Origin of the sequence: Leucobacter sp. cx-42 (genome assembly GCF_014529985.1) — a bacterium.
Lineage (GTDB): Bacteria > Actinomycetota > Actinomycetes > Actinomycetales > Microbacteriaceae > Leucobacter.
In genome coordinates this window covers 132596-153663 of the sequence record NZ_JACVMU010000003.1, presented here as the reverse complement: position 1 = coordinate 153663, position 21068 = coordinate 132596, and the positions used below count along the sequence as shown (strand labels likewise).

20 protein-coding genes are annotated in these 21068 nt (G+C 60.4%); 11 read left to right on the top strand and 9 right to left on the bottom strand.

Translation table 11 applies throughout. The features are described 5' to 3' along the window. The first annotated feature begins 134 nt into the window (after positions 1 to 134). From ICM05_RS04125 to pip, 3 genes are read left to right on the top strand one after another with little or no spacing between them, the layout of a single operon-like run. Positions 135 to 1394, top strand: coding sequence for a sensor histidine kinase (locus tag ICM05_RS04125; protein ID WP_188023310.1), 1260 nt, complete (start codon positions 135 to 137; stop codon positions 1392 to 1394). Beyond that, the gene (locus ICM05_RS04120) at positions 1391 to 2017 is read left to right on the top strand and encodes a response regulator transcription factor (RefSeq protein ID WP_188023309.1); all 627 of its coding nucleotides are present in this window, start codon (positions 1391 to 1393) and stop codon (positions 2015 to 2017) included. Before ICM05_RS04125 ends, ICM05_RS04120 begins: the two co-directional genes overlap by 4 nt. A gap of 9 nt (positions 2018 to 2026) precedes the next feature. After that, positions 2027 to 2995: a prolyl aminopeptidase gene (gene pip, locus ICM05_RS04115; RefSeq protein ID WP_215401736.1), complete on the top strand. Its 969-nt coding sequence runs from the start codon at positions 2027 to 2029 to the stop codon at positions 2993 to 2995. A gap of 90 nt (positions 2996 to 3085) precedes the next feature. On the opposite strand, the gene ICM05_RS04110 is transcribed toward pip, so the two are convergent. The 3 genes from ICM05_RS04110 to ICM05_RS04100 form a co-directional block, all read right to left on the bottom strand. Continuing rightward, positions 3086 to 3988: a LysR substrate-binding domain-containing protein gene (locus ICM05_RS04110; protein WP_188023308.1), complete on the bottom strand. Its 903-nt coding sequence runs from the start codon at positions 3986 to 3988 to the stop codon at positions 3086 to 3088. Then, complete coding sequence (locus ICM05_RS04105; protein WP_188023307.1) at positions 3985 to 4320, bottom strand: MGMT family protein; 336 nt, start codon at positions 4318 to 4320, stop codon at positions 3985 to 3987. Before ICM05_RS04105 ends, ICM05_RS04110 begins: the two co-directional genes overlap by 4 nt. A 75-nt stretch (positions 4321 to 4395) precedes the next feature. Next, on the bottom strand, positions 4396 to 5118 hold the full coding sequence (locus tag ICM05_RS04100) for a VIT1/CCC1 transporter family protein (RefSeq protein ID WP_188023306.1): 723 nt from the start codon (positions 5116 to 5118) through the stop codon (positions 4396 to 4398). Positions 5119 to 5365: 247 nt separating this feature from the next. Here ICM05_RS04100 and ICM05_RS04095 point away from each other — a divergent pair, with 247 nt between their 5' ends. Together ICM05_RS04095 and chrA are read left to right on the top strand one after the other, a co-directional pair. Continuing rightward, positions 5366 to 5860, top strand: coding sequence for an SRPBCC family protein (locus ICM05_RS04095; RefSeq protein ID WP_188023305.1), 495 nt, complete (start codon positions 5366 to 5368; stop codon positions 5858 to 5860). A gap of 32 nt (positions 5861 to 5892) precedes the next feature. After that, complete coding sequence (gene chrA / locus ICM05_RS04090) at positions 5893 to 7095, top strand: chromate efflux transporter (RefSeq protein ID WP_188023304.1); 1203 nt, start codon at positions 5893 to 5895, stop codon at positions 7093 to 7095. Positions 7096 to 7099: 4 nt separating this feature from the next. On the opposite strand, the gene ICM05_RS04085 is transcribed toward chrA, so the two are convergent. Further along, positions 7100 to 7948 carry a M23 family metallopeptidase gene (locus tag ICM05_RS04085; RefSeq protein ID WP_215401735.1) on the bottom strand — a complete coding sequence of 283 codons (849 nt, stop codon included), beginning with the start codon at positions 7946 to 7948 and terminating at the stop codon, positions 7100 to 7102. Positions 7949 to 8222: 274 nt separating this feature from the next. Here ICM05_RS04085 and ICM05_RS04080 point away from each other — a divergent pair, with 274 nt between their 5' ends. The 5 genes from ICM05_RS04080 to ICM05_RS04060 all read left to right on the top strand — a co-directional run bounded on the left by ICM05_RS04080 (position 8223) and on the right by ICM05_RS04060 (position 15717). Beyond that, on the top strand, positions 8223 to 9011 hold the full coding sequence (locus ICM05_RS04080) for a leucine-rich repeat protein (RefSeq protein WP_188023303.1): 789 nt from the start codon (positions 8223 to 8225) through the stop codon (positions 9009 to 9011). Positions 9012 to 9025: 14 nt separating this feature from the next. After that, positions 9026 to 11116 (top strand): MucBP domain-containing protein, encoded by a 2091-nt coding sequence (locus ICM05_RS12920; RefSeq protein WP_188023302.1) that lies wholly within the window; start codon positions 9026 to 9028, stop codon positions 11114 to 11116. Between the two features lie 39 nt (positions 11117 to 11155). Further along, positions 11156 to 12994, top strand: a complete 1839-nt coding sequence (locus ICM05_RS04070) for a leucine-rich repeat protein (protein WP_188023301.1) — start codon at positions 11156 to 11158, stop codon at positions 12992 to 12994. A 573-nt stretch (positions 12995 to 13567) separates the two neighbouring features. Beyond that, entirely contained in the window at positions 13568 to 14332 is a 765-nt protein-coding gene (locus tag ICM05_RS04065) for an ABC transporter ATP-binding protein (protein WP_188023300.1), read from the top strand. Then, complete coding sequence (locus ICM05_RS04060; protein WP_188023299.1) at positions 14329 to 15717, top strand: FtsX-like permease family protein; 1389 nt, start codon at positions 14329 to 14331, stop codon at positions 15715 to 15717. The genes ICM05_RS04065 and ICM05_RS04060 overlap by 4 nt, the downstream gene beginning before the upstream one ends. A gap of 28 nt (positions 15718 to 15745) precedes the next feature. Here the strand turns inward: ICM05_RS04060 and ICM05_RS04055 are convergent, their stop codons facing one another. The 5 genes from ICM05_RS04055 to ICM05_RS04035 are packed head-to-tail and all read right to left on the bottom strand — an operon-like array spanning position 15746 to position 19360. After that, positions 15746 to 16120, bottom strand: a complete 375-nt coding sequence (locus ICM05_RS04055; protein ID WP_251364494.1) for a VOC family protein — start codon at positions 16118 to 16120, stop codon at positions 15746 to 15748. Positions 16121 to 16171: 51 nt separating this feature from the next. Next, entirely contained in the window at positions 16172 to 16966 is a 795-nt protein-coding gene (locus tag ICM05_RS04050; protein ID WP_188023298.1) for an alpha/beta fold hydrolase, read from the bottom strand. 38 nt (positions 16967 to 17004) lie between these two features. Next, complete coding sequence (locus ICM05_RS04045) at positions 17005 to 17478, bottom strand: tetratricopeptide repeat protein (RefSeq protein ID WP_251364493.1); 474 nt, start codon at positions 17476 to 17478, stop codon at positions 17005 to 17007. A 43-nt stretch (positions 17479 to 17521) separates the two neighbouring features. Then, entirely contained in the window at positions 17522 to 17992 is a 471-nt protein-coding gene (locus ICM05_RS04040) for a VOC family protein (protein WP_188023297.1), read from the bottom strand. A gap of 9 nt (positions 17993 to 18001) precedes the next feature. Beyond that, a complete protein-coding gene (locus ICM05_RS04035) occupies positions 18002 to 19360 on the bottom strand; it encodes an alpha/beta fold hydrolase (RefSeq protein ID WP_251364492.1) in 1359 nt (452 codons plus the stop codon). 299 nt (positions 19361 to 19659) lie between these two features. Between ICM05_RS04035 and ICM05_RS04030 the strand changes: the two genes are divergently transcribed. Continuing rightward, positions 19660 to 21060, top strand: coding sequence for a glutamate decarboxylase (locus tag ICM05_RS04030; RefSeq protein WP_188023296.1), 1401 nt, complete (start codon positions 19660 to 19662; stop codon positions 21058 to 21060). Positions 21061 to 21068 lie beyond the last annotated feature (8 nt).

Here is a 21068-nt window from a genome sequence, read left to right as displayed (position 1 = left end):
GATGTATCTATCCTTTCGAGGGCTGGCCTGCCGCTGTAGTGCCGCCGATCACGTGATCGCGAGTGAATCTGCACGGTGTTTGTGTGACATTTGTCATGGGTCGCTGAGATTGTCACGCCATAGGCTGGAACGCGATGGATACGCAGAATTTCCCCCAGACACGTGAGACCGGCGCAGGTGTCAACGCCACGTGGAACTACACGCTCGCATCGATCGTGATGTTCTTCGTTGTGATCTGTGGTTTCACCTTGCTGATGCTCGCCGAGCGGATCGCAGAGGGGTGGAGCCCGCTGCTTGCCTTGCTCGTCGTGCTGATGCTCGTGACGTGCATTGTGCAGGTTCGGTGGTCGTGGTTCTTACGTGCCGGCATCGACGGTGGGCTGCCATCTCGGGCATGGGTCGCGGCGCTTGTGGTGCCGAGCGTGCTCGCCTGGGCGTGCGGCTTCTTCGGTGAAGGGCTGTCGTTGCTCGCCGCGGTACCACTCTGGCTGTCGCTCTCGCTCATGAGCTGCCTCGTGTCGCGTCGAGTGCGGTGGTGGCTGCTGACGCTGGGTGCGGTGTTCTGCCTGATTCCGCTGTGGACGCAGGAGGCCGCGGCGTGGGCGCCGATGCTGCAGGGGCCGATCTGGTTCGTGCTCATCTATGCGGCGTTCATGCCAACCATGCTGCTGCTCAGCCTGTGGATGTGGGGCATCGTGAAACAACTCGATGACGCCCGCAAGGCAGCGGCAGAGCTCGCGGTCACCCAGGAGCGGCTGCGCTTTGCGAGTGACCTGCACGACATTCAGGGCCACCATCTCCAGGTCATCGCGCTGAAGGCAGAACTCACGGAGCGCCTCTTGGAGCGTTCACCGGCACCGGCGAACGAGCAGGCTGCGGCGCAGGTGCAAGAGATCCGCCTCATCGCCAAGCAAGCGATGGAGGAAACCCGTGCGCTCGTCGCCGGACTGCGTGAGGTGAGCCTCGCTGAAGAACTGGAGAACGCGCGCGACGTGCTCACCCTGGCGGGCGCCGAGTGCACCCTCGACCTGGTGGTGAGCCCGCGAGATACCCGCGCGCAGCACGCGCTCGCGCTGGCGGTGCGTGAGGGCACGACCAACATCCTGCGCCACAGTGATGCCACGACCGCTGCGATCTCGCTCACGAGCGAAGGCGGCCGCTGTGTGCTCCGCATGACCAACAACGGCGTTGCAGCGGGTGACCCAGTCGCGGTTCCGGGACGCACTCCTGGCTCTGGCCTTGCTGGACTGCGACTGCGAGTTGAGGCGGCCGGTGGTGCGCTGGTGAGTGGTCGCGATCCGCACACCGGTACATTTGAACTCCGAGCGGAGGTGCCGCTCGGTACCGGGCAGACGTCTGGAATCCCAGACTCTGTGGAAGGAACAGCGAAGTGACCGGTGCAGCGCAGGAGAAGATCCGCCTCCTTATTGCAGACGACGAACACCTCATCCGCGGCGCACTCGAGGCGCTGCTCGGGCTCGAACCCGACATCGATGTTGTGCGTGGTGCAGGCGACGGCGCCGAAGCGATCGTCCTCGCCCGCGAGACCCAGCCTGACGTGTGCCTGCTCGATCTCGAAATGCCGAACGCAGACGGTATTGAAGCCGCGATCCGCATCGCCGAAGACGTTCCGACCGCTCGCACCATCATCGTCACCAGGCACGCGCGCCCAGGCGTGCTGCGCCGCGCGCTCGCCGCAAAGGTCGCCGGGTTCGTGCCGAAGTCGACGCCAGCCGGTGAGCTTGCCGATGTCATTCGCGACGTGGCCGCTGGCAAGCGCTACATCGATCCCGAGATTGCGGCGGCCGCCCTCACCGCTGAGCGTTGCCCACTGACCGATCGCGAGCTTGATGCCCTGCGCGCCAGCCGGACGACGGAGAGCGTCCAGGACATCGCGGATCAGCTCTTCCTCTCACCAGGAACCGTGCGCAACTACCTCTCGGCGGCCATGACCAAACTTGGCGTGAGCTCGCGGCACTCGGCCGCAGAGCACGCCTGGCAGCAGGGCTGGATCTAAGCTAGCCACATGACCGAACTGCGCAGCCTGTACCCACCGATCGAGCCCTATGACCACGGCATGCTCGCCGTGGGAGATGGCCATGAACTGTACTGGGAGACCTGCGGTAACCCTGATGGCAAGCCCGCCGTCTTCCTGCACGGTGGACCCGGTGGTGGCTGCACCCCTGATTCGCGCCGCTTCTTCGACCCGGAGAAGTACCGCATCATCATCTTCGATCAGCGATGCTGCGGCCGTTCGACCCCGCACGCGAGCGCACCCGAGGCCGACCTCGCCACCAACACGACCTGGCACCTGGTCGACGATATCGAGCGCCTGCGCGAACACCTCGGTATCGACGCATGGCTCGTATTTGGCGGATCATGGGGTTCCACCCTCTCGCTCGCCTACGCACAGAAGTACGCCGACCGTGTGACCGAGCTCGTGCTGCGCGGCATCTTCACGCTGCGCAAGCAGGAGATCAACTGGTTCTACCAGGAAGGCGCAAGCTTCATTTACCCCGATATGTGGGAGGACTACCTCGCACCCATCGCGGAGGACGAGCGCGACGACCTCGTCGAGGCGTACAACCGCCGCCTGTTCGACACCGACCCCGCGGTACACGTGCCAGCAGGCGTCGCGTGGACGGTCTGGGAGAACTCGACGATCAAGCTGCACCCCGACTACGAGGGCATCGAAGAAGCGCGCAACGACGTCGCATCGGCGGTCGCATTTGCGCGGATCGAGAACCACTTCTTCAAGAACGCTGGCTGGCTCGAAGAGGGCCAGTTGATTGCCAACGTTGACAAGATTCGCCACATTCCCGGCTTCATCGTGCAGGGGCGTTACGACGCGTGCACGCCGATCCGCACCGCATGGGACCTGCACCGCGCATGGCCCGAGGCTGACTTCAGCATCATCACCGAGGCGGGTCACACCGCTGGTGAACCCGGCATCACCGATGCGCTCGTGCGGGCGACGGACCGCTTCGCGGGTTAACGTCTCGCTCCTCAGCGTGAACGCAGGAAGGCCGGTCAGCTCCATGCTGACCGGCCTTCCTGCTGTGTGTGTTGTGCTGTACGCGAGCGCTTAGCGGCGCTTGCGGCGCTTCGCCGCCGCCTTCATCGCGCGGTTGCGCTCGGCGCGCTCGCGGCTTGCCTGGAGCTGCGCGCCGCGCGAGCCTGGCTTGAGCTTCGGCTGCTGCTTCTTGGGCTGCTGCTGTACCTTCTTCTTGGGCGCTTCGACCGGAGCATCAGCGTCTGCGCCGGGACGTGAGCTGCGAACCGTGCGACCGCGGAGCACACCCACGAGCGCCTGCACCTCGGAGTTGTCGCGATCCGCGCCCCACGTTGCCCAGATGTGACCGCCGTTGAGTCCGGCGCTCTCGGCAACCGGGATCACGCAGTGCTCCTTTTTCGACACGGCGTGACGCGCGTAGGGGAGTGGGAGCAGGATCGCGCCGGCGCCTGTCGCGACGATGTCGAGTGCAACGGCCGCCTTCTTCGGCATCCACGCGGGATCTTCCCAGCGCTCGGGCTCCGGCCAGTCAGCGACGTGGTCGGGGTGGTCGAGCAGCTTCACGAGCGCGATGTCTTCGAGCGTGACCGAGGTGGCCTCCGCAAGTTCGTGATCCGCCGCCACGACCAGGCCAACGGCCTCGGTGTAGAGACGGAGCGAGCGGCGCTCCTCATTGTTTGCGCCACGGTCAGCGGGCATCTCGCCGGGACGCGTGCGCTCAAGGAGCACGTCGTAGTTGGCCTCGCTCGCGATGCGGTGGCCGAACACGGCATTCACCGGGACGAGCTCGAGACGTTCGCCGGTGATTTCTTTCCAGCGCTTCGCCCAGCGGCTCGGGGCCGCGCCGCGCACGAATCCGAGGCGGATCCCTGTCGGTGCCGCCGGTTCTTCCGCGGCAGGCTGAACCGCAGGAGTGGTCTCGACGACCGGATCCTCGGTCGCTGCTTCGCCGGAGTTCTCGGGTTCGGTGTTCACAGGGCGACCTCCGCGTAAATTTCGTGCGTGTAGGGGAGCCGAGCCGATGACAGCGCGATGCGATAGTCGTCAGACTCCGGCCGACGGAGGGGCGTGCCCTCCGCAAGGTAGTGGGGCAATGCCGGTCGCTCGTGGCCCTGCGGCGGCAGACCGCTCGCGGGAACCACGCGCCACCAGGGCGATGCCTGCCCAAACAGCGCCATGACACGACCGATCGCGCGGGGCGCTTCGACCCCGACCGCAATCCCAACATCGCCGTACGTCATGACCCGGCCAGGAGGGATGCGTTCGACGACGTCAAGGACGGCGTCAACAAGCTCCTGATTTGGCATGTATCAAGGGTACTTTGTGTACGGCGCTTGCGGTGACACGAGTGGGCGGATCCGCCCCCACATGCCGTGGCCCAACTACATGGGCGTTTCGACCCCGAGGAGTTTGCCAATCGTGAACGTGGCGATCACCGCGACGCCACCGAACGTGAGCTGACGCAGGCCGCCGGCGAACCAGTTGCGACCGGTCGTGAACGCGGCGAGGCTGCCAGCGACGATGAGGCCGGCGCCGCCGAAGACGAGGGCGAGCCACAGGTTCCCGAAGCCGAAGAGGTACGGCAGGATCGGAATGAGCGCGCCGACGCTGAACGACAGGAACGACGAGACCGCGGCAACCATGGGTGACGGCTGGTCGTCGACGCTCAGGCCGAGCTCCTGCGACAGATGCACCTTGATCGCTGACTCGGAGTTCGCGTGCACCTGCTCGGCAGCATCACACGCGGTCTGGTGCTCCATGCCGAGACGTTCGAAGAGCGACGCGAGTTCTGCCTGCTCACCAACCGGGTTGCGCTGATGCGCTGCCTGCTCGGTGCGCAGCTCCTTCACGAGCTGTTCATTCGACGTGCGCACCGAGGTGTACTCGCCAAGGGCCATCGAAATCGCACCCGCGATGAGGCCCGAGACACCGGTGAGCAGCACGACGGAGCTGTGTGCGCCCGCCGCGGCGATACCCGCGATCAAACCAATGTTTGACACGAGTCCATCCATCGCGCCGAACACCGACGCGCGAAGCCACCCAGAAGACACATCCGAGTGGGTGTGATCCCACTCATGCGGACGGGAAATGTCGATCTCACTCACGATCTATTCACCTTCCCTTCTGCTCAAAAACCCAACTGTAGCAACGATTTTGAGCGAGGGAGAAGCCGTGTTTTGACCTCGTTTGCGGCGCAAATCGAACTTCGATGCGGCGAAGTTTAGTTGCAGGTTGTGCGGGGTTTGAGTGTGCGGATGGCGAAGCTGTGATCCGCGCCCGACGAGTGCGGGCCGACCGGATAAACTACACAGCGCAGCGCATCGCGCGCGGCAGTTGGGAATGAGGTCAGAAATGACGTATGTGAGCGGTCGCCTGGTTCGAACAAGCCGGGGAAATGATTTGCAGCTGTTCCGTTCCCTCGCACTGCCAGCCGAGGAAGCGTGGGAGTATCTCACCGATCGCGATTTCACCGACCGTTGGTTCGGTCCGTTCGAGGGCGATGCACGACCGGGCGGTGCTGTGCAGGTGCACATGCGGTTTGAAGCGGGGGAACCGTCGATGCGGTTCCGGATCGACGCGTGCGAGGCTCCGCACCGTCTCGCGATCACCTCTGACAACGAATCGGGTAACTGGCGTCTCGAGCTGCTACTCGAGGAGGATGGCTCTGACTCGGTACTGACCTTCATTCATCACCTCAACGGTGACGAAGAGATCGGTGAGATCGGCCCGGGCTGGGAGTACTACCTTGACCTACTCGTAGCCGCGACCGAAGAATCTGAGGAGCCGATGCTCGATCAGTATTTCCCTGCCCTGCAGGAAGAATACGAAGCGCTCATCGCCGAGTAGCCACCAGTTAAGAACGGTTCGGGTGAGCAAACATGCGTGACGTTCGTGCCGTTTGGGAGGTCTTTCGTGTCTTCCTGAAATTGGGTCTGACCTCGTTCGGTGGGCCCGCAGCGCATCTCGGCTACTTCCGAACTGAGTTTGTCGACCGCAAACGGTGGCTGACCGATGAGCAGTACGCGGATCTTGTTGCCCTGTGCCAGTTCCTTCCCGGGCCAGCGTCGAGCCAAGTCGGGTTCGCGATTGGCTTGCAGCGCGCAGGATTCGGTGGCGCGATTGCGGCCTTTCTTGGCTTCACGCTTCCGTCAGCGGCCGTGCTCGTGGCGTTTGCCTACGGCGCAAACATGTTCGGCGGCTCGGTGGGTGCTGGTCTACTACTTGGGCTTAAAGCCGTTGCCGTCGCGGTCGTCACTCACGCGGTCGTAGGGATGGCGCGCACGCTGACGCCTGATCTGCAACGCGTGGGTATTGCCCTTGGCGTAGCGGTTCTGTCGGTGCTCGGGCTGTTTGGGGTGCCGGGTCAGGCACTGCTCATAGCCTTGGGCGCACTGGCCGGACTGCTGCTGTGCCGCAACGCCCCGGCGACGGTTGTGGCACCTGTCGCGACACGAATCTCGCGCCGTGGTGGTGCGTGGGCACTCGCGATCTTCGGCGGTGTCCTTGCCGGTGGCGCGGTCGTTGCGGTCGTTGCGCCACGCACTACCTACGCGCTGTTCGGCGAGTTTTACCGTGCTGGCGCGTTGGTGTTTGGGGGTGGACACACGGTACTCCCACTCCTCCAGGCAGGGGTGGTGGACTCAGGGTGGGTGAGCGCACAAGATTTCCTTGCGGGGTACGGCGCGACACAGGCGATGCCTGGACCGCTCTTCACATTTGCCGGTTTTCTTGGGGCCGTTTCCAGTGTCGGACCAGGGGGCGTGCTCGGCGCAGTGATCGCTCTGGTCGCCGTCTTCTTGCCGGGCATGCTCTTGCTCATCGGTGTGCTTCCGTTCTGGACGCGGGTTCGCTCGAACGAGCGCGCGCAACGCGCAATGCGTGGGGCAAACGCGGCAGTGGTTGGCATCATGGCTGCGGCGCTCATTTACCCAATCGTGCCTGCCGGGATTACCTCGATAGGAACGCTAGTGCTTGCGGTGGGATGCCTGGTCTTGCTGCTCACCACCAAGGCGTCACCTTGGATCGTGGTGATACTTGGCGCAGTTGGCGGCGTGGCCGTGAGTCTGCTCTCTGGGGCATAGCGTTTCAGCGAGTGAGGTGCTGCTGGTTCTTTGGCATCCCAGACTCGAGAACGTCGCCGTCATCAATAGCGATGTGTGCGAACTCCACGGGAATGCCCTGCCCGGTCCAGAATGAACCACGATCCATAAGCTGGGCGTGCACGTGGGGCTCCGAGCTGTTGCCCGAGTTGCCGCAGTTGGCGATGTGGTCGCCCGCTTCGATGCGATCCCCCTTGCGAACTTGGAGCGATCCGCGCTGGAGATGGGCGACCGCGGCATACGTGCCATCATCACCGCGGATCACGACGTGGTTCCCCACGACGAACCCCGGGCCGCCGAGCTCACGAACCGTTCCTTCGGCCATGAGATACAAGAACGTGACTGAGTTGGTGCGGGACTTATGATCGCGGCGCCAATCGGATGCGCGCACCACGGTTCCCGAGATCATTGCGTGTACAGGCTGGCCAAATGCGCGGTAATCTTCGGGTTCGCGCATGCCAGGCCAACTGCCGAATTCAGGGCGCTGCCAACCCTCGGGCTCAAAGATGAGATCCACCGCGTGGGACTGACCGTATGCGCGGGTGCCGTGGCTTGGCGTGCGCGAGGCAGGACTGTTGATGGCGAGCCATCGCCCATGTACCGGTGATGCGACGGTGACAGATGAGTGGCTCGGGCGCATGGATCCGCCATTGAACATCAGCAGACCTGCGAGTACCCAGCCGCCGAAGCCAAGACCGCCGAGAACAATAGTGATGGTTTCGGCAACGTTTGCGGGGAAGTATCGTGCGAAGAACGCGAGGCATAGTAAGGCGACGGTTGACGCAGCGAAAATCACGCTACGCACGCGGTACATGGCGACGAAAACCGAACGCATCAGAGAACTCCTGGTGTGGGGGTCAGCCGACTCTGTCGGTGGAAGTTCTATTATCGCGTGTTCAGGCGAATACCACCTGGGCGGAGGGGACTCGCCGATGAATATGTGACGCCTATATTTTTCCTGTTGTTTTTGCCTGAACTAGGCCATAATTCAGCTTGGAAGGTGTTTGAACGCCCCGTGGCACTGGCGCCTCGGAAACCGGTGCTGGATTCGTCGTCCAGTCTCGTGGAATTCGAACGTGAGTGAATCTTTGAAGCACGAAGGGCAAACAGTGAGCAAGAGCACCGGCTTTGCCTGTGAGTTGGCGCACGAATTGCGCGCAAGATTGGCCTTTCGCGCAATCGCTGTGCCTGTCAGCACAGCGACAATCGCCGCGGGCGCAACAGCGACGGCGTACGGCAAAGCCGAGGATCCGGCAGCTGCTCTTCCAGAGCAGCACGCTGTCGATGGTGTCGGATATCCCGTTACAACGGTCGATGACTACGCCTTCTCGGGGAAGGACCTTGCCTCGGTTGAGCATCCCGAGACAGTGACCCGCATCGGGATGATGACGTCTCTGCACGGGAAGCTGGAATACGTTGACCTCGCGGACGACGTTTTGAAAACTGAGCGCCTTACGTGCGCTGATAACGAGCTGACCGACATCAAGCTGCCGCCAAGAATTCAGATCATGGGTGACGAGGCCTGTGTTCGCAACAATCTTTCAGAAGCGAATCTGCCGAACACGGTCTGGCAGATGACGGGCAATGTCTTTACGGACAACTCTGCGGACAAACATGACTCCTTTGGGGGGAAGGCGTTCTGGCTCCTCAAGAGCGCGGATCATCGGCAGCCTTCGCTGGGCAGGACCGTGACGATCGTCGTGACTGAAGACGGTAAGCCCGAAGACGTTGTGCCAGAGCCGGAGCCGACTAACCCTGCCACGTTGAAACCGGCCACGCCTGCGGGGAACGGGGGCACCTGTCTCGCGAACACCGGCAGATTCTCGCTCGCCGGCGTTCGCGCTGGCGCCGCGGGGTTGGCATGTTTTCGCACTCAACTTCGCCAAAAATCAATGTAGATGGGGAATCGCTCGTGAAGAAACGACTTTGGAACGGAGCGCTCGCAAGTGCGCTCACTGCTGGTCTCATACTCGGTGGCGCTACGGCGGCGAATGCTGTCGCAGTTGACGGGCAGCCGGTAAACAACGCACAGAATCTCGCTGCGGCATGTGTGCCAGACAACGGCGAAAGCGTCACACGCTCGTTCTATGAGGCACCGCGAACCGAAATAAATGAAGACTACGAGTACTTCCACATGTATCGGGAAGACTACCTCACGACAACGCTCCCCGAGGCAATCACTGAGGTTGACGTGCTGTTTGGCGGCGAGACGCCAACTGCAACGAAGCACGTGTTGACGGATGTTGTACCGATGCTTTTCGAAAAGTACGCGACGGCTGTTGCCGCCACAGAGCCTCAAGCTGAAACGGCCGGGGGCATTTCCTCCGAGATCCTTCGTGAAGCACTTCTCGCCTATTATGCGTTCGAGCAGGATCTTACGAGTGCGATAGCCGAGGCCTATAGCGAAGACAAACTCTGGGAGATTCAGAGAGGGTGGACGCACGAGCAGAGGCTCGATCTGGTCCGTGCAATGAGTTTGAGGCTGATAGGTGGACTCCCGGAGTTGCATTCCGCCTACATGGAAATCGATACCGAAATGTGGGTGGAGAGTGGGGCAATCCCTGAAATCTATGATGAGTTACACGCCGGATTCGTGGCTTCAGGGATCTCATCTGCAGAAGCTGAAACACGAACCTACAATGCGATCTATGATGCCACGCTTGCATGGGTGAAACGCGTTGATCTTGACTATCTCAGGGGATATCAAGGGCAGCTGCAGCAATATGTAGCAATGGCGCAAGCCGCTGACATGGTAGTAGATGCCGATCCGGACGCTCGGTCGCTCGTTATCGATGTCGGGCAACCTGGAGTGCATGAATTCACGCTTGGGGACTTCACCAATGAGAACTTTTTCGAGTTTTCTGTGAATAACTGGTTCTTTGACGTGAACTTCAATGAAGCAGCTGGTGAATTCTATGCGCCAGAAGAGGTATACGAGTTTGAGGAGTATCAAGCGCTCGTAGCGGAGGTTATGGCTCCTCTGGAAGGTATTCGAGACGGCGCGCATGATCGTGCAAGCGTCGTAGAAGCGGCAATCGCGGCGATCAACGAGCAGTACGATGCGCTGGAAGCTCCCGGAAGCGCGTCACAACCAATCACGTACGTGTATACCGATTTCAACTACGCCTATTTCCAAGCGAGGAACAGAGTGTTTGACGAGTTGTCAGACGGCACACTCGCGACATTCCCAGACTGGCGCGATGAGAACGGCGACATCGTCTATGACACCTACCGTGCTCAGAACTACATCGATGTGCCCTACGTGGAACTTGCCCAGAGTGGGACACAGGCCGTTACGCGTGAGGTGAGCTTCAGCTTTGAAGACGGTGCAGCCATCGACGCAGCCAGCAACCCGGTAACGCAGACTGCAGACTTCGCGTGCATGATCGACCTGTATACCGGTGAAGCCGAATGGGTGCAGCCTGACGAAACGCACACGTTCCCCGCGGTCAACGTGCCCGCCCACCCCGCGGCAAATGCAACCGTTCGCGCGGTTGATGCGAACCTGGGCGAGCTTGTAGTGAAGCCGGGCGATGAATCATCCGTGCTTGACGTGGTGCTGCCACTCGACTTTTCGGTCGACGTGCAGTTTGTCGATACCGCTGGCAAGCAGATTCGAGATGCGGATCGTATGAGCGGCCGGTGGAACACCGATTTCACGGCAGTCGCACCCGATATTCCCGGGTACGTGCTTTCCGCAGTCAGCGCAGTTGACGTTCAGGAAACCAGGAACGCGGTACCGAACAGCGTGACCGGTGTCTTTAACACCGAGACGACTACAGTGACATTCGAGTACGTCGTGGTGACAGATGCTGAGACCCCGGGAACTGGGGGCGAAGAGACTCCCGGCAGTGGTACAACAGCGCCCGGCACCAAAACTCCCGTGACTGGCGCAGCACTCGCGTACACCGGTGGCAGCTCGCTGCTTGGTGCAGGGCTTGGCGCATTGGCGCTACTCGCAGCAGGGTCAGCGTTCATGATCCGCCGCCATTCGCGTTCGTGAACATTTGAGATCTGAAACACAGAAAGCACAGTAATGAAAATGAGTAACAGTCGACGGTGTAGCACCCGTGAACGCACGCATGCGGGGCTTGCCCTCGGCGCGGTTGCCGCCCTCTCGATTCAGGTGACCTTTGGGCTCAGCTCCCCAGCTCACGCTGCAGTCGTGGAACAGCTCGACCCCGTGAGCGGGATCACGTTCACCATTAATGATGAGGAGCCAGCGGCAGGGGCCACGGCAACCCGGTATGACGCTTCACGGAGCGGGCCTTCGGTCGAGATTCCGGGGGAAGTGGTTGTCGGGGGCGAGACGTACCCGGTGACAACCATCGGGCCAGCCTTTAACTATCAGCCCATCACTTCTGTAGAAATTCCAGAGGGGGTTGTGAGTATCGGGGCGAATGCGTTTTCGAACAGCAAGCTCACGAATGTGGTGATTCCCGAGGGCGTGACAAGTATCGGGAGTTACGCGTTTGGCACGACGCCGTTGGAAACTGCGATATTTCCCAGCGGTCTCGAGAGCATCGGTGAGTATGCGTTTAATAGCACCAAGCTGACCTCGGTAGAGCTTCCGGAGTCGGTCACGAGCATTGGTGACATGGCGTTCTACAACGGCCAGTTGGAATTGCTCGACCTGCCCGAGCGAGACGTCTCGATCGGTGCTTACGCATTCTCTGGCAATCAGCTGACTGAGATAAATCTGCCAGTCGATATGACGACCATCAGAACGGGTGCATTCTCGAGCAACAAGCTCACGAGCATCGATCTCCCTGAAACGCTTGTCGGAATCAGTGACTCCGCGTTTGCCCACAATCCGCTTACCTCGGTCACAATTCCACCTCGAGTCAGTTCAATCATGACCCGGGCATTTGGATATAAGTCTGACACCTACGAGCACACGCTCACTGAAGTGCGATTTCTCGGCCCTGCTCCGAAGACATTTGCAGATGGCAGTGATGCTCACACCAACGGTGCATTTGGAAAAACTCAAGACGTAGTGATTACGTTCCCGGGCGAGTACCTGGCTGATGAAGACCCCACAAAGGTCTTTACTGAGCCGCTCTGGAAAGGCTACAAAACACAGGCCACGAAGTACATTTCTGGTCTCAAGATTCTTGGTGCAGACAGCGTTATTGAAGGCTCGACGCACGATTACGCCGTTACCTCCGTTGACGCTCTTGGGAATGTAGTGGACGACGTCACCAATGAGGTCACGTTGACGCTCGGTGGTGTTGAGCAGGATGGTTCAGCCGTTGAGTTCCCCACTGATTACAACAACGCTGGTCTCACGACGACGCAGACGATGACTGCTACCTTGAATGAGGACTCCACCAAGGTAGGTGAACTGGAAGTCTCGGTTGCGTCTACAATTCATCAGCTCCGTATCGACCAGCCCGTCGCTACCGAGGATGGTGTCGCTGCAGACGGTGAAACGGTTGCGTTCACCGTCGTCGGGCTCGGCGCGGCGGCGCAGGGAAAGAACTCCGATGCCGTCGCAGCGGTTGCCGCTGCCCCGGCCGAGATCGATGATGTCACTGGTTACGCGACGTTCTCATCAACGAACGCGGCCGACACCGCAGAGGGCAACGAGATTACCTTCGTGGGTCCAGGTGAACGTGAGGTCTCAGCGACCGTTGGAGGGCTTACTGAAACCATCACCGTCGTAGTCGATGGGACAGATAGTCCTGAAGTTGAAGGTCAAGAACCTGAGGGCGAGAAGCCTGGTGTGAACGGTGAGAACGGCGCGAATGCTGGAAGCGGTGGTGCTCTGGCAAACACCGGTAGTGAGGCGACCCCGTTGTTGATTGCGCTCGGGGGTGGAGCTTGTGTTCTGCTCGCGTTGGGGCTGCTGGTAACCGCGCGTAGGCGCCGCATTGGTTAGCGTCGAGACGTAGCACAGTACGTTCAGCGGGGAGTGGCGCTCATGCAGAGGACATTCCCCGCTGTGTACCTTCGTTGTTGTGGCAGCGCAATGAATCTTCTTGAGCACAGTTGCACTCCTCGATAATCTCTCTGCAAACGAACTGATTCTGTCGTGTGGAGAGCGTAACGAATTCAGGGTTTGTCTGGTTTCGATACGCCTTTCCGGTCACATTTCAATGAGAGAACTGGGAAGGCAGCGACATTGTTTGGTCTTGGTCTGGAAAGCGCGACTGCGCTATTGACTCTGAAATGAGTTCGATTTCAGACTGAGGAGACGACGCTGACGTGTCCGTTGAAGCTCTTTGTCGCCCCTTCCGAGCCAAGGTCATCTGGTAGATCTGTTCGCCGTGCACACTCAAGTCTGCATTTCCACTGTGACATTCGGAATTATGGTCAGCGGTGAAGGTGGCGCAGTGATTGATCCAGCGTACCGGCTGTGGCACTTTCGGGTGCAACAGCCGGTACTTCAGTATTGGGACGGAGGTACCGTCGGCCGATCCGCGCCCCCAGTGCTCGCTCGTAGCCTCGGGGTATGGAAACAAAAACGAGTGAGCTGGGCCTCGTGGCTCGCGTCGCGAACGTGGGCAAATACTACGGCGAAGGAACACAACGGGTCGCCGCACTAGATGACGTGTCAATTGGCATTAGGCGTGGAAAGTTCACGGCGATCATGGGGCCGTCTGGCTCCGGTAAGTCGACGCTGATGCACCTGATGGCCGGCCTTGACTCACCGACGAGCGGCCGCGTCTGGCTGGGTGACGCCGACATAACTGGCCTGGGCGACGCTGAACTCACGAAGCTGCGCCGGCGGCGGATCGGCTTTGTCTTCCAGTCATTCAACCTCGTACCCACGCTCGACGTGATGGGCAATCTGCAACTACCGTTCGCGCTTGACGGACGCAAGCCCAACCGCGAAGAGCAGCAGCGCATTGATGCGCTGGTGAAGTATCTCGGGCTGACCCAGCGCGTGGACCACCGCCCGCACGAGCTCTCCGGTGGTCAGCAGCAGCGCGTTGCCATCGCCCGCGCGCTCGCGACGAGTCCCGAGGTGATCTTCGCTGATGAACCCACGGGTGCACTCGACTCGCGCACGAGCCGTGAGGTGTTGTTGTTGCTCCGATCCGCGGTGACGGAAAGCGGACAGAGCATCGCGATGGTCACGCATGATCCGGTGGCTGCGAGCTACGCCGATCGCATCCTGTTCCTCGCTGACGGCAAGATCGTCAAAGACACTGGTGCGATGACCGCCGAGCAGATCTCGGCAACGATGCTGAATCTCGAGGCGGCTGCGGCATGAGATCCCGGATCAGCGAACACACCGCAACCATAGTCGTTGCCGCGCTTGGCACCCTGTTCGCGTCAACGCTCATCCTGCTCACCGGCATCATGACTGAGGTTTTGAGTGTTGGAATGCAGGCAGAGTCGGGCACGTTCCGACTCATGTTGCTGATGGTGTCGATCATCTTCATCGTCATCGCGTTGTACGTTGGCGCGATCGTGACGGCGAACACGTTTGCGACCGTCATCGCCGGTCGAACCCGAGAGATTGCGCTGTTGCGCCTGCTCGGCTCCACCTCCGCGCGGGTACGCAATCAGGTTGCGCTTGAAGGCCTCGCTATGGGCGCAATTGGTGCGGTCATTGGCGTTGTGCTCGCGATCGGGCTTGCTGCCGGGCTAGTCGCTGTGGGCACTTCGGCTGGCTGGCTTGACGCCGGGCTGACGTATCCGCTGTTCGATCCGCTGATTGTTGCTGCCGCGCTGATCGTCATTGCGACGACCTGGCTCGCTGCATGGGCCGGATCTAAGCGTGTGGCTGGCGTCTCGCCCATCGAGGCCACCCGGGCTGCGGTAGAGCTGCGCCCCGAGCAGGCACGCGGGCGTAGCGGTCGTACCGTGGTGGCGATCACCCTCATCATCATCGGTGCTGCGGCGCTTGCACTCGGTGTTGCGCTGAGTTTTGCGACGCCGCTCGCGCTCATGGTCTCGTTTGTTGGTGGGCTCATCTCGTTCACTGGCATTGCCGTCGGCGCGCACTTCATCATGCCCCCGATTCTGCGCCTCGCTGGCCGGGTGACTGGCAGGGGAGTGACAGGCCAGATCGCGGCAGCCAACGCCGTACGCTTCCCCGAGCGCAGCGCACGCTCGACGATCGGCCTCGTGATCGGCATCACACTCGTGGTGATGTTCGCAGTCGCGCTCGCCACCTACACCGCCGGTGTGAAGGAGATGTTTGCGCAAGATCCGGTTTCTGAAGCGGTGCTTGAACAGACGCTCACAGTAACTTCGGCAGTTCTGACCCTGCTCGTAGGATTCTCCGGTGTCATCGCAGCAGTGGGCCTCGTGAATACGCTGTCGCTCAGTGTCGTGCAGCGTATTCGAGAGCTCGGCCTGCTGCGCGCGATTGGTTTCACCGGTACACAGGTGCGCAGCATGATCATGGCTGAGAGCGCCCAGATGACACTCGCCGCGTTCTGCACTGGTGTGGTGCTTGGCGTCTTCTATGGTTGGGTTGCTGCCCAGTCGATGGTCGGCTCGCAGGTGGGGCTCGTCTTGCCGGTCGTGCCGTGGATCTTGATTGTGGGCGTCGCAGTGTTCGGTATCGGGCTCGCTTGCATTGCGGCTGCCGGCCCCGCTCGGCGCGCTACGAAGGTGTCGCCCGTCTTGGCACTCGCCGTCGACTGAGCGGGCGCCGACCCCGAGCCGACACTGACTAGTGCGGATCGCTGACGCAGAACTCGTTTCCGTGCGGATCAGCGAACGTGTCCCACGCGAAGTTCTCATCGCCGCGGGTGCCCAAATGTGTGGCGCCCGCGGCGATCCACTCTGCGATGACCTGCTCGCGGCCGCCAGCGCCAGCGTCTGAGAAGTCAAGATGAATACGGTTCTTGCCTGGCGTCGGCTGCTCAATCTTCTGGAAACCAAGATTGAGACCGGTATTGGGAATCGTCACCATGCAGAACCAGCCATCGTACTGGTCAATGAGCTGACCGCCGAGGCGCCCTGCCCACCACGTCGCGAGCTCGCGCGGATCTGTCGTATCGATCGTGATCATGCCGAGCTTGACCATGGGGACTCCGTTCGTCAAAGGATGGGAGTCCTATTCTCGTTCGTCATGGGGCTGCTGTCGAGTGGAAAACTAGTTCTCCACAGCGATATGGGCTGAAGCCGCATCGAGCCAAGAAGCGAGCAACGCTCCAGTAACGGCGGGCTGCTCGAAGTGCAGGTTGTGACCGGCCCCATCGAGCACCGCAAACGTGGCCCGGGGGTAGTGCGCGCGGTGCGAGAGACCGTCCTCACACCCCACCACCTGATCTTGCCGGCCAAAGATGTGCAGCGCCGGCGCATCGAATGGCGCGGCGTGCTCGTCCTCGGGACGGTAGGCGTCGGTGTAGCTCCTACTCAGACGCTCGAGCACCGGCTCCTGCGCGCCACGAATGCCAGGCAACGCGTACTCCTGGAAGAGCCGCAACGCCGCAGAGGTGTGGATGACGGCCATGGCCTCGAAGTCTGCACGATCCGCGCCCGCCTGCGAAAGCACCTGATCGTCGCGCAACACGACCTCCCGAGCGGGCAACCTTCGTCGTGCTGAATCAAGCTCAAACGCCCCGGCGAGCGTGGCGACGCCCGCACACTGCGCCCGCAATTCGTGCGCGACGTGGCGTGCGATCATGGCGCCAAACGAGTTGCCGAGGATCGCGAACGTGCCATTCCCAACTACTTCCCGCACCTCGGCAAGCACCGAGTCTGCGAGCTCGCGCGGGGTCGCTACTGCGGTGTCGACTGCCCCCTCTGCCCACGGCAGATCGAGGTAGATGCGTCGCCAGTTTGAGCCATGCAGTGCTTCTTCGAGCGGCAGCAGAATCCGGTGATCGACCCCAAAGCCATGAATGAGGAAGAGGGGCGTGCCTGCACCGTAAGTCGCTGCGATCATTGGGTAATGGTACCGGCGCGGATCCGCGAACGTCGAAACTACAGCTCGTTCGCGTAGTTCGTGATTGCGCCGCGGTACATCGGGAGCGTGGGCGCAAGCGCGGTCAGGGCGATGCGCAGCGCTTCATCTGGCTTGCCTGCCGTGTGTAGCGCGAGCGCAAGGAACGCTTGTGCAGCGTCGCCGGTGACCTCGTTGCTCTTCTGCTCTGCGAGGAGATCGACGGCCTCATCGGCGCGACCGACATTGCGCAGTGAGCTGCCGAGTTGGATGAACGCCTGTGGCTTGCGTTCGCCATCGAGACCGGCTGCCAGCGAGGCGATGTACAGCGGAATCGCTTCAGCCTCAAGACCGAGGAAATCGTGCACCGAGGCCCACTCGTAGATGCCAGCGGCATCGGTGGCTGGACGTTCTGCGACAAGCGCGCGCATCGACTCGAGTGTCGCCTCTGGATTGCCGTCATCGGCGGTGTCCCAGAACGCAGCGATTCGGTTGTCCCAACTCTGCTCAGCCATGGGACGAGTGTATGTGGTTGCGGCTTGCCTGCTCAGGCGGGCGCTACTCAATAATGAGCATGTCGTTTTCGTCGAACTTCCAAGAGTCTGCATACGCGACCTCCCAGTAGTAGCCGTCTGGGTCACGGAAATATCCGCTGTACCCGCCCCAGAACGCGCGCTCTGGGGCCTTTGCGATTGATCCGCCAATGCCTTCGACCTTGGCGAAAATCGCGTCGACTTCTGCCTCGCTTTTCGCGTTGTAGGCGAGCGTGATCCCCGTGAAGAGGGTTGCCGGGTCGCTCATCTGGGGCGGGGTATCGCCACCGATGTCAGCCGCGAGGGCAGCCCGGGGGTACAGCTCAAGCTTGGTCCCGCGGTTGTTGAAGAACACGATGTTTGGGTGATCTTCATTGTTCGGGGTGGTGAATCCCAGGCCGTCGCGATAGAACGCTCGTGAGCGCACGAGATCGGTGACGCCGAGGCAAATGAGATTGACGCGGTTGAGAGGTGAGAACTGCTGCGACTCGGTCATAGCCTGAGACTAGTCGCTGACGAGCAATTGGAGCAGCTGCGGAAAGCGTGCAGCCAAACCCCGTTTGGGCAGATTGTTGAGCTTGTGTGTGATGGTCGGAACCTGATGGTGTTTACCTGCGGCAAGCCACCTCAAGGCGTTCAGCAGCGCAAGGGGATGAGTGTCGAGGGCACTATGACCATTTTCTATCATCGCGAGTGCTGCGTTCGGAGCAGCATGGGCCATGGCCGATGCGATTTCAGACGGGGTCCTCAGATCGCGAGAACCTGAGAGGAGCAATAACGGCCAGTGGAACTCCTTTGCGGAACTGAGCAGGTCAAAAGGCTCGCCGGCGAACGGTGGGAATCTGTCCGCGAGCTGCGAGTAAGTGAGTGCGGGATCCAAGGGCAACCCGTCTAGCGGGGCGCCGTAACCGAGCTCACGAAAGCCAATTACGCCAACAAGATCAAACTCATAGACTCCGGGAATTCGTGAGATGGACGCGTCTCGTGTGGAATACGCCTCGAGCGTTTTCCAGGCCAATGAACGCGGATTCTTCAAGCGCATTCGGAGTAGCGGTTCGAGGAGTCGATCTCCACCCAGTTCAAAGGCTGCGCGGGCTACGTCGAGAAGGACTCTTTGCTCAACTCCTTTGCTCGCCAATTGACGTGTCAGTTGTGTGGATTTGCAGTCTCGGTTCCAGAGCGTTTCGCGCACAGCTTTTCGTTCGGTCTCTAAGTGGTCGCTGGATTGCAGCGCGGAGTCGAGGAGCATTGCTGAAACCCGATCAGGGTGGGCTGTGCCAAAACTGGAGGCAATGTAGCTTCCGTAAGACGAGCCGACGATCGTGGCACGCATGACATGCTCTTGGTCGAGCACGGCAACGATATCTTCGACAACTGACCGTACGCGCATGGCCGAGGCGGGAAGCTCCTTTCCGGAATGGTCGCGGCGCGATAGGCCGACTCCGCGGTGTTCAATCATGATGAGATCGATCCCAGCCTGTGACGCGAGTCCTCGCAATCGCCCGTAGGGCAGCACGGAAGAAAGTCCGGGTCCACCGGGGATTATCAGAACCGGAGGCAATTGAGATGGCTGGCCGGTGCGAATGTACGTCAGCTCAAACTCGGGTGTTGAGTCCGTTGCAGGTCGGGTGAGGCTTCGTATGCCCGAGTAGCGCTTCGCGACCGCCAGCATCGCAAGCTCACCTACTGTGCGTGCGGGGTTCCGGATCATCGCGCCAATCCTCACTGAAGTATTTGTCGTAAATACTACGTCGCTGCAACGTAACGCTTCCAAGAGTGAGGTGAACCTGCAGATTCTTGCCGGTGCTTTGAAATGAACTTCGAAAGATGAGATGAAGTTTTCTGGTCTGAATGAATTACCCATAGCCAACCTAGATATTTCATATTAGGGTGATTTCAAGTTCCTCAGAGTTATTGGCAATGACGCCGATTCTGAGATCTGATTTCCATTTTTAGGAAGTACCGGATTCGTGAGGGGGCAAGAAAAGTGAAGTTTCCTTTTACGCGCCACCGAATCATGAGCTGCCGTCAAACGCGGCGCCATCCCCGCTGTCTTCGGACCGGAACGCACCCTGATTCGTGATGCGTTCTTCCAAAAGACCGTTCGTTGCATGACCCGAAGTTCATCCATTTCGTCACATACATGACCTTGAGAGGACAATAATGTCTGAACGTTACCGTGCCGCTGTAGAACAAAGTGCTGCCGCGCAGCTTGAAATCAATCCTGTGTTTACGAGACCCGGAGAAGCGACGAGCCTCTCAAAATTCGAGATGCCCGCAGGGATGATGGACCCAGACACGGCGTACCAGATTGTTCACGACTCGGCGATGCTCGACGGCAACTCTCGGCTGAATCTCGCAACCTTTGTCTCTACCTGGATGGATGACAACGCTCAGAAGTTGCACTTGCAGGCCGCCGACAAAAACATGATCGACAAGGACGAGTATCCTGCAACGGCTGAAATCGAGGATCGTTGTTGGCGAATGCTCGCTGACCTGTGGAATGTTCCCGATAAGACCAACACCATCGGAACATCCACGATTGGTTCTTCAGAGGCCTGCATGCTCGGTGGGCTCGCGCTCAAGCGCCTGTGGCAGGAACGACGAAAGAACGAAGGAAAGGCTACTGACAAGCCGAATCTCGTCCTCTCAGCGGGCGTGCAGGTTGTGTGGGAGAAGTTCTGCAATTACTGGGACGTTGAGGCTCGCTATGTTCCCGTGACAGAGGAACACCTCGTGCTCGACGGATTTGAGCTAGAGAAGTACGTAGATGAGAACACGATTGGCGTCGTTGCCATCCTTGGCCAGACCTATACCGGCCTGTACGAACCGGTAAAGGAAATTGCCGCGAAGCTTGATGAGATTCAAGCGAGCACCGGCATTGACGTGAAGATCCACGTTGACGGCGCCTCCGGAGCGATGGTTGCGCCATTCTGTCAGCCTGAACTTGAGTGGGACTTCCGCATCGAACGCGTGAACTCAATTAGCACCTCTGGGCATAAGTATGGCCTCGTATATCCAGGTGTCGGTTGGGTTGTGTGGCGCAACACAGCCGTCTGCCCAGAGAGTCTGATCTTCCACGTCAGTTACCTCGGCGGCGATATGCCAACGCTCGCGCTCAACTTCTCTCGGCCTGGCTCGCAGGTGCTGTTGCAGTACTACCAGTTCCTCCGTCTCGGACGTGAAGGCTACCGAACCGTGCAGCAGGGTTCTATCGACGTGGCAACCTACCTGTCTTCAGCGATTGCCAAAATGCCGGACTTCGAGTTGATCAGCAGAGGCGACACGATTCCTGTCTTTGCTTGGAAGCTCAAGAAAGGCAAGCGAAATTGGGACCTGTACGACCTGGCTGATCGCCTGCGAATGCGAGGTTGGCTGGTGCCCGCTTACCCGATGCCGGATGACATTTCAGACATCGTAGTTCAGCGAATCGTTGTTCGCGCCGACCTCAGCAAAGACCTTGCCGGTTACCTGCTGATCGCAATTCAAGAAGAGGTTGATTTCCTCACGAGCTTGGAAACTCCACTCCCTCGCGAAGCGAAGAAGCAAAGTTTTGCGCACTAGTCGAACGC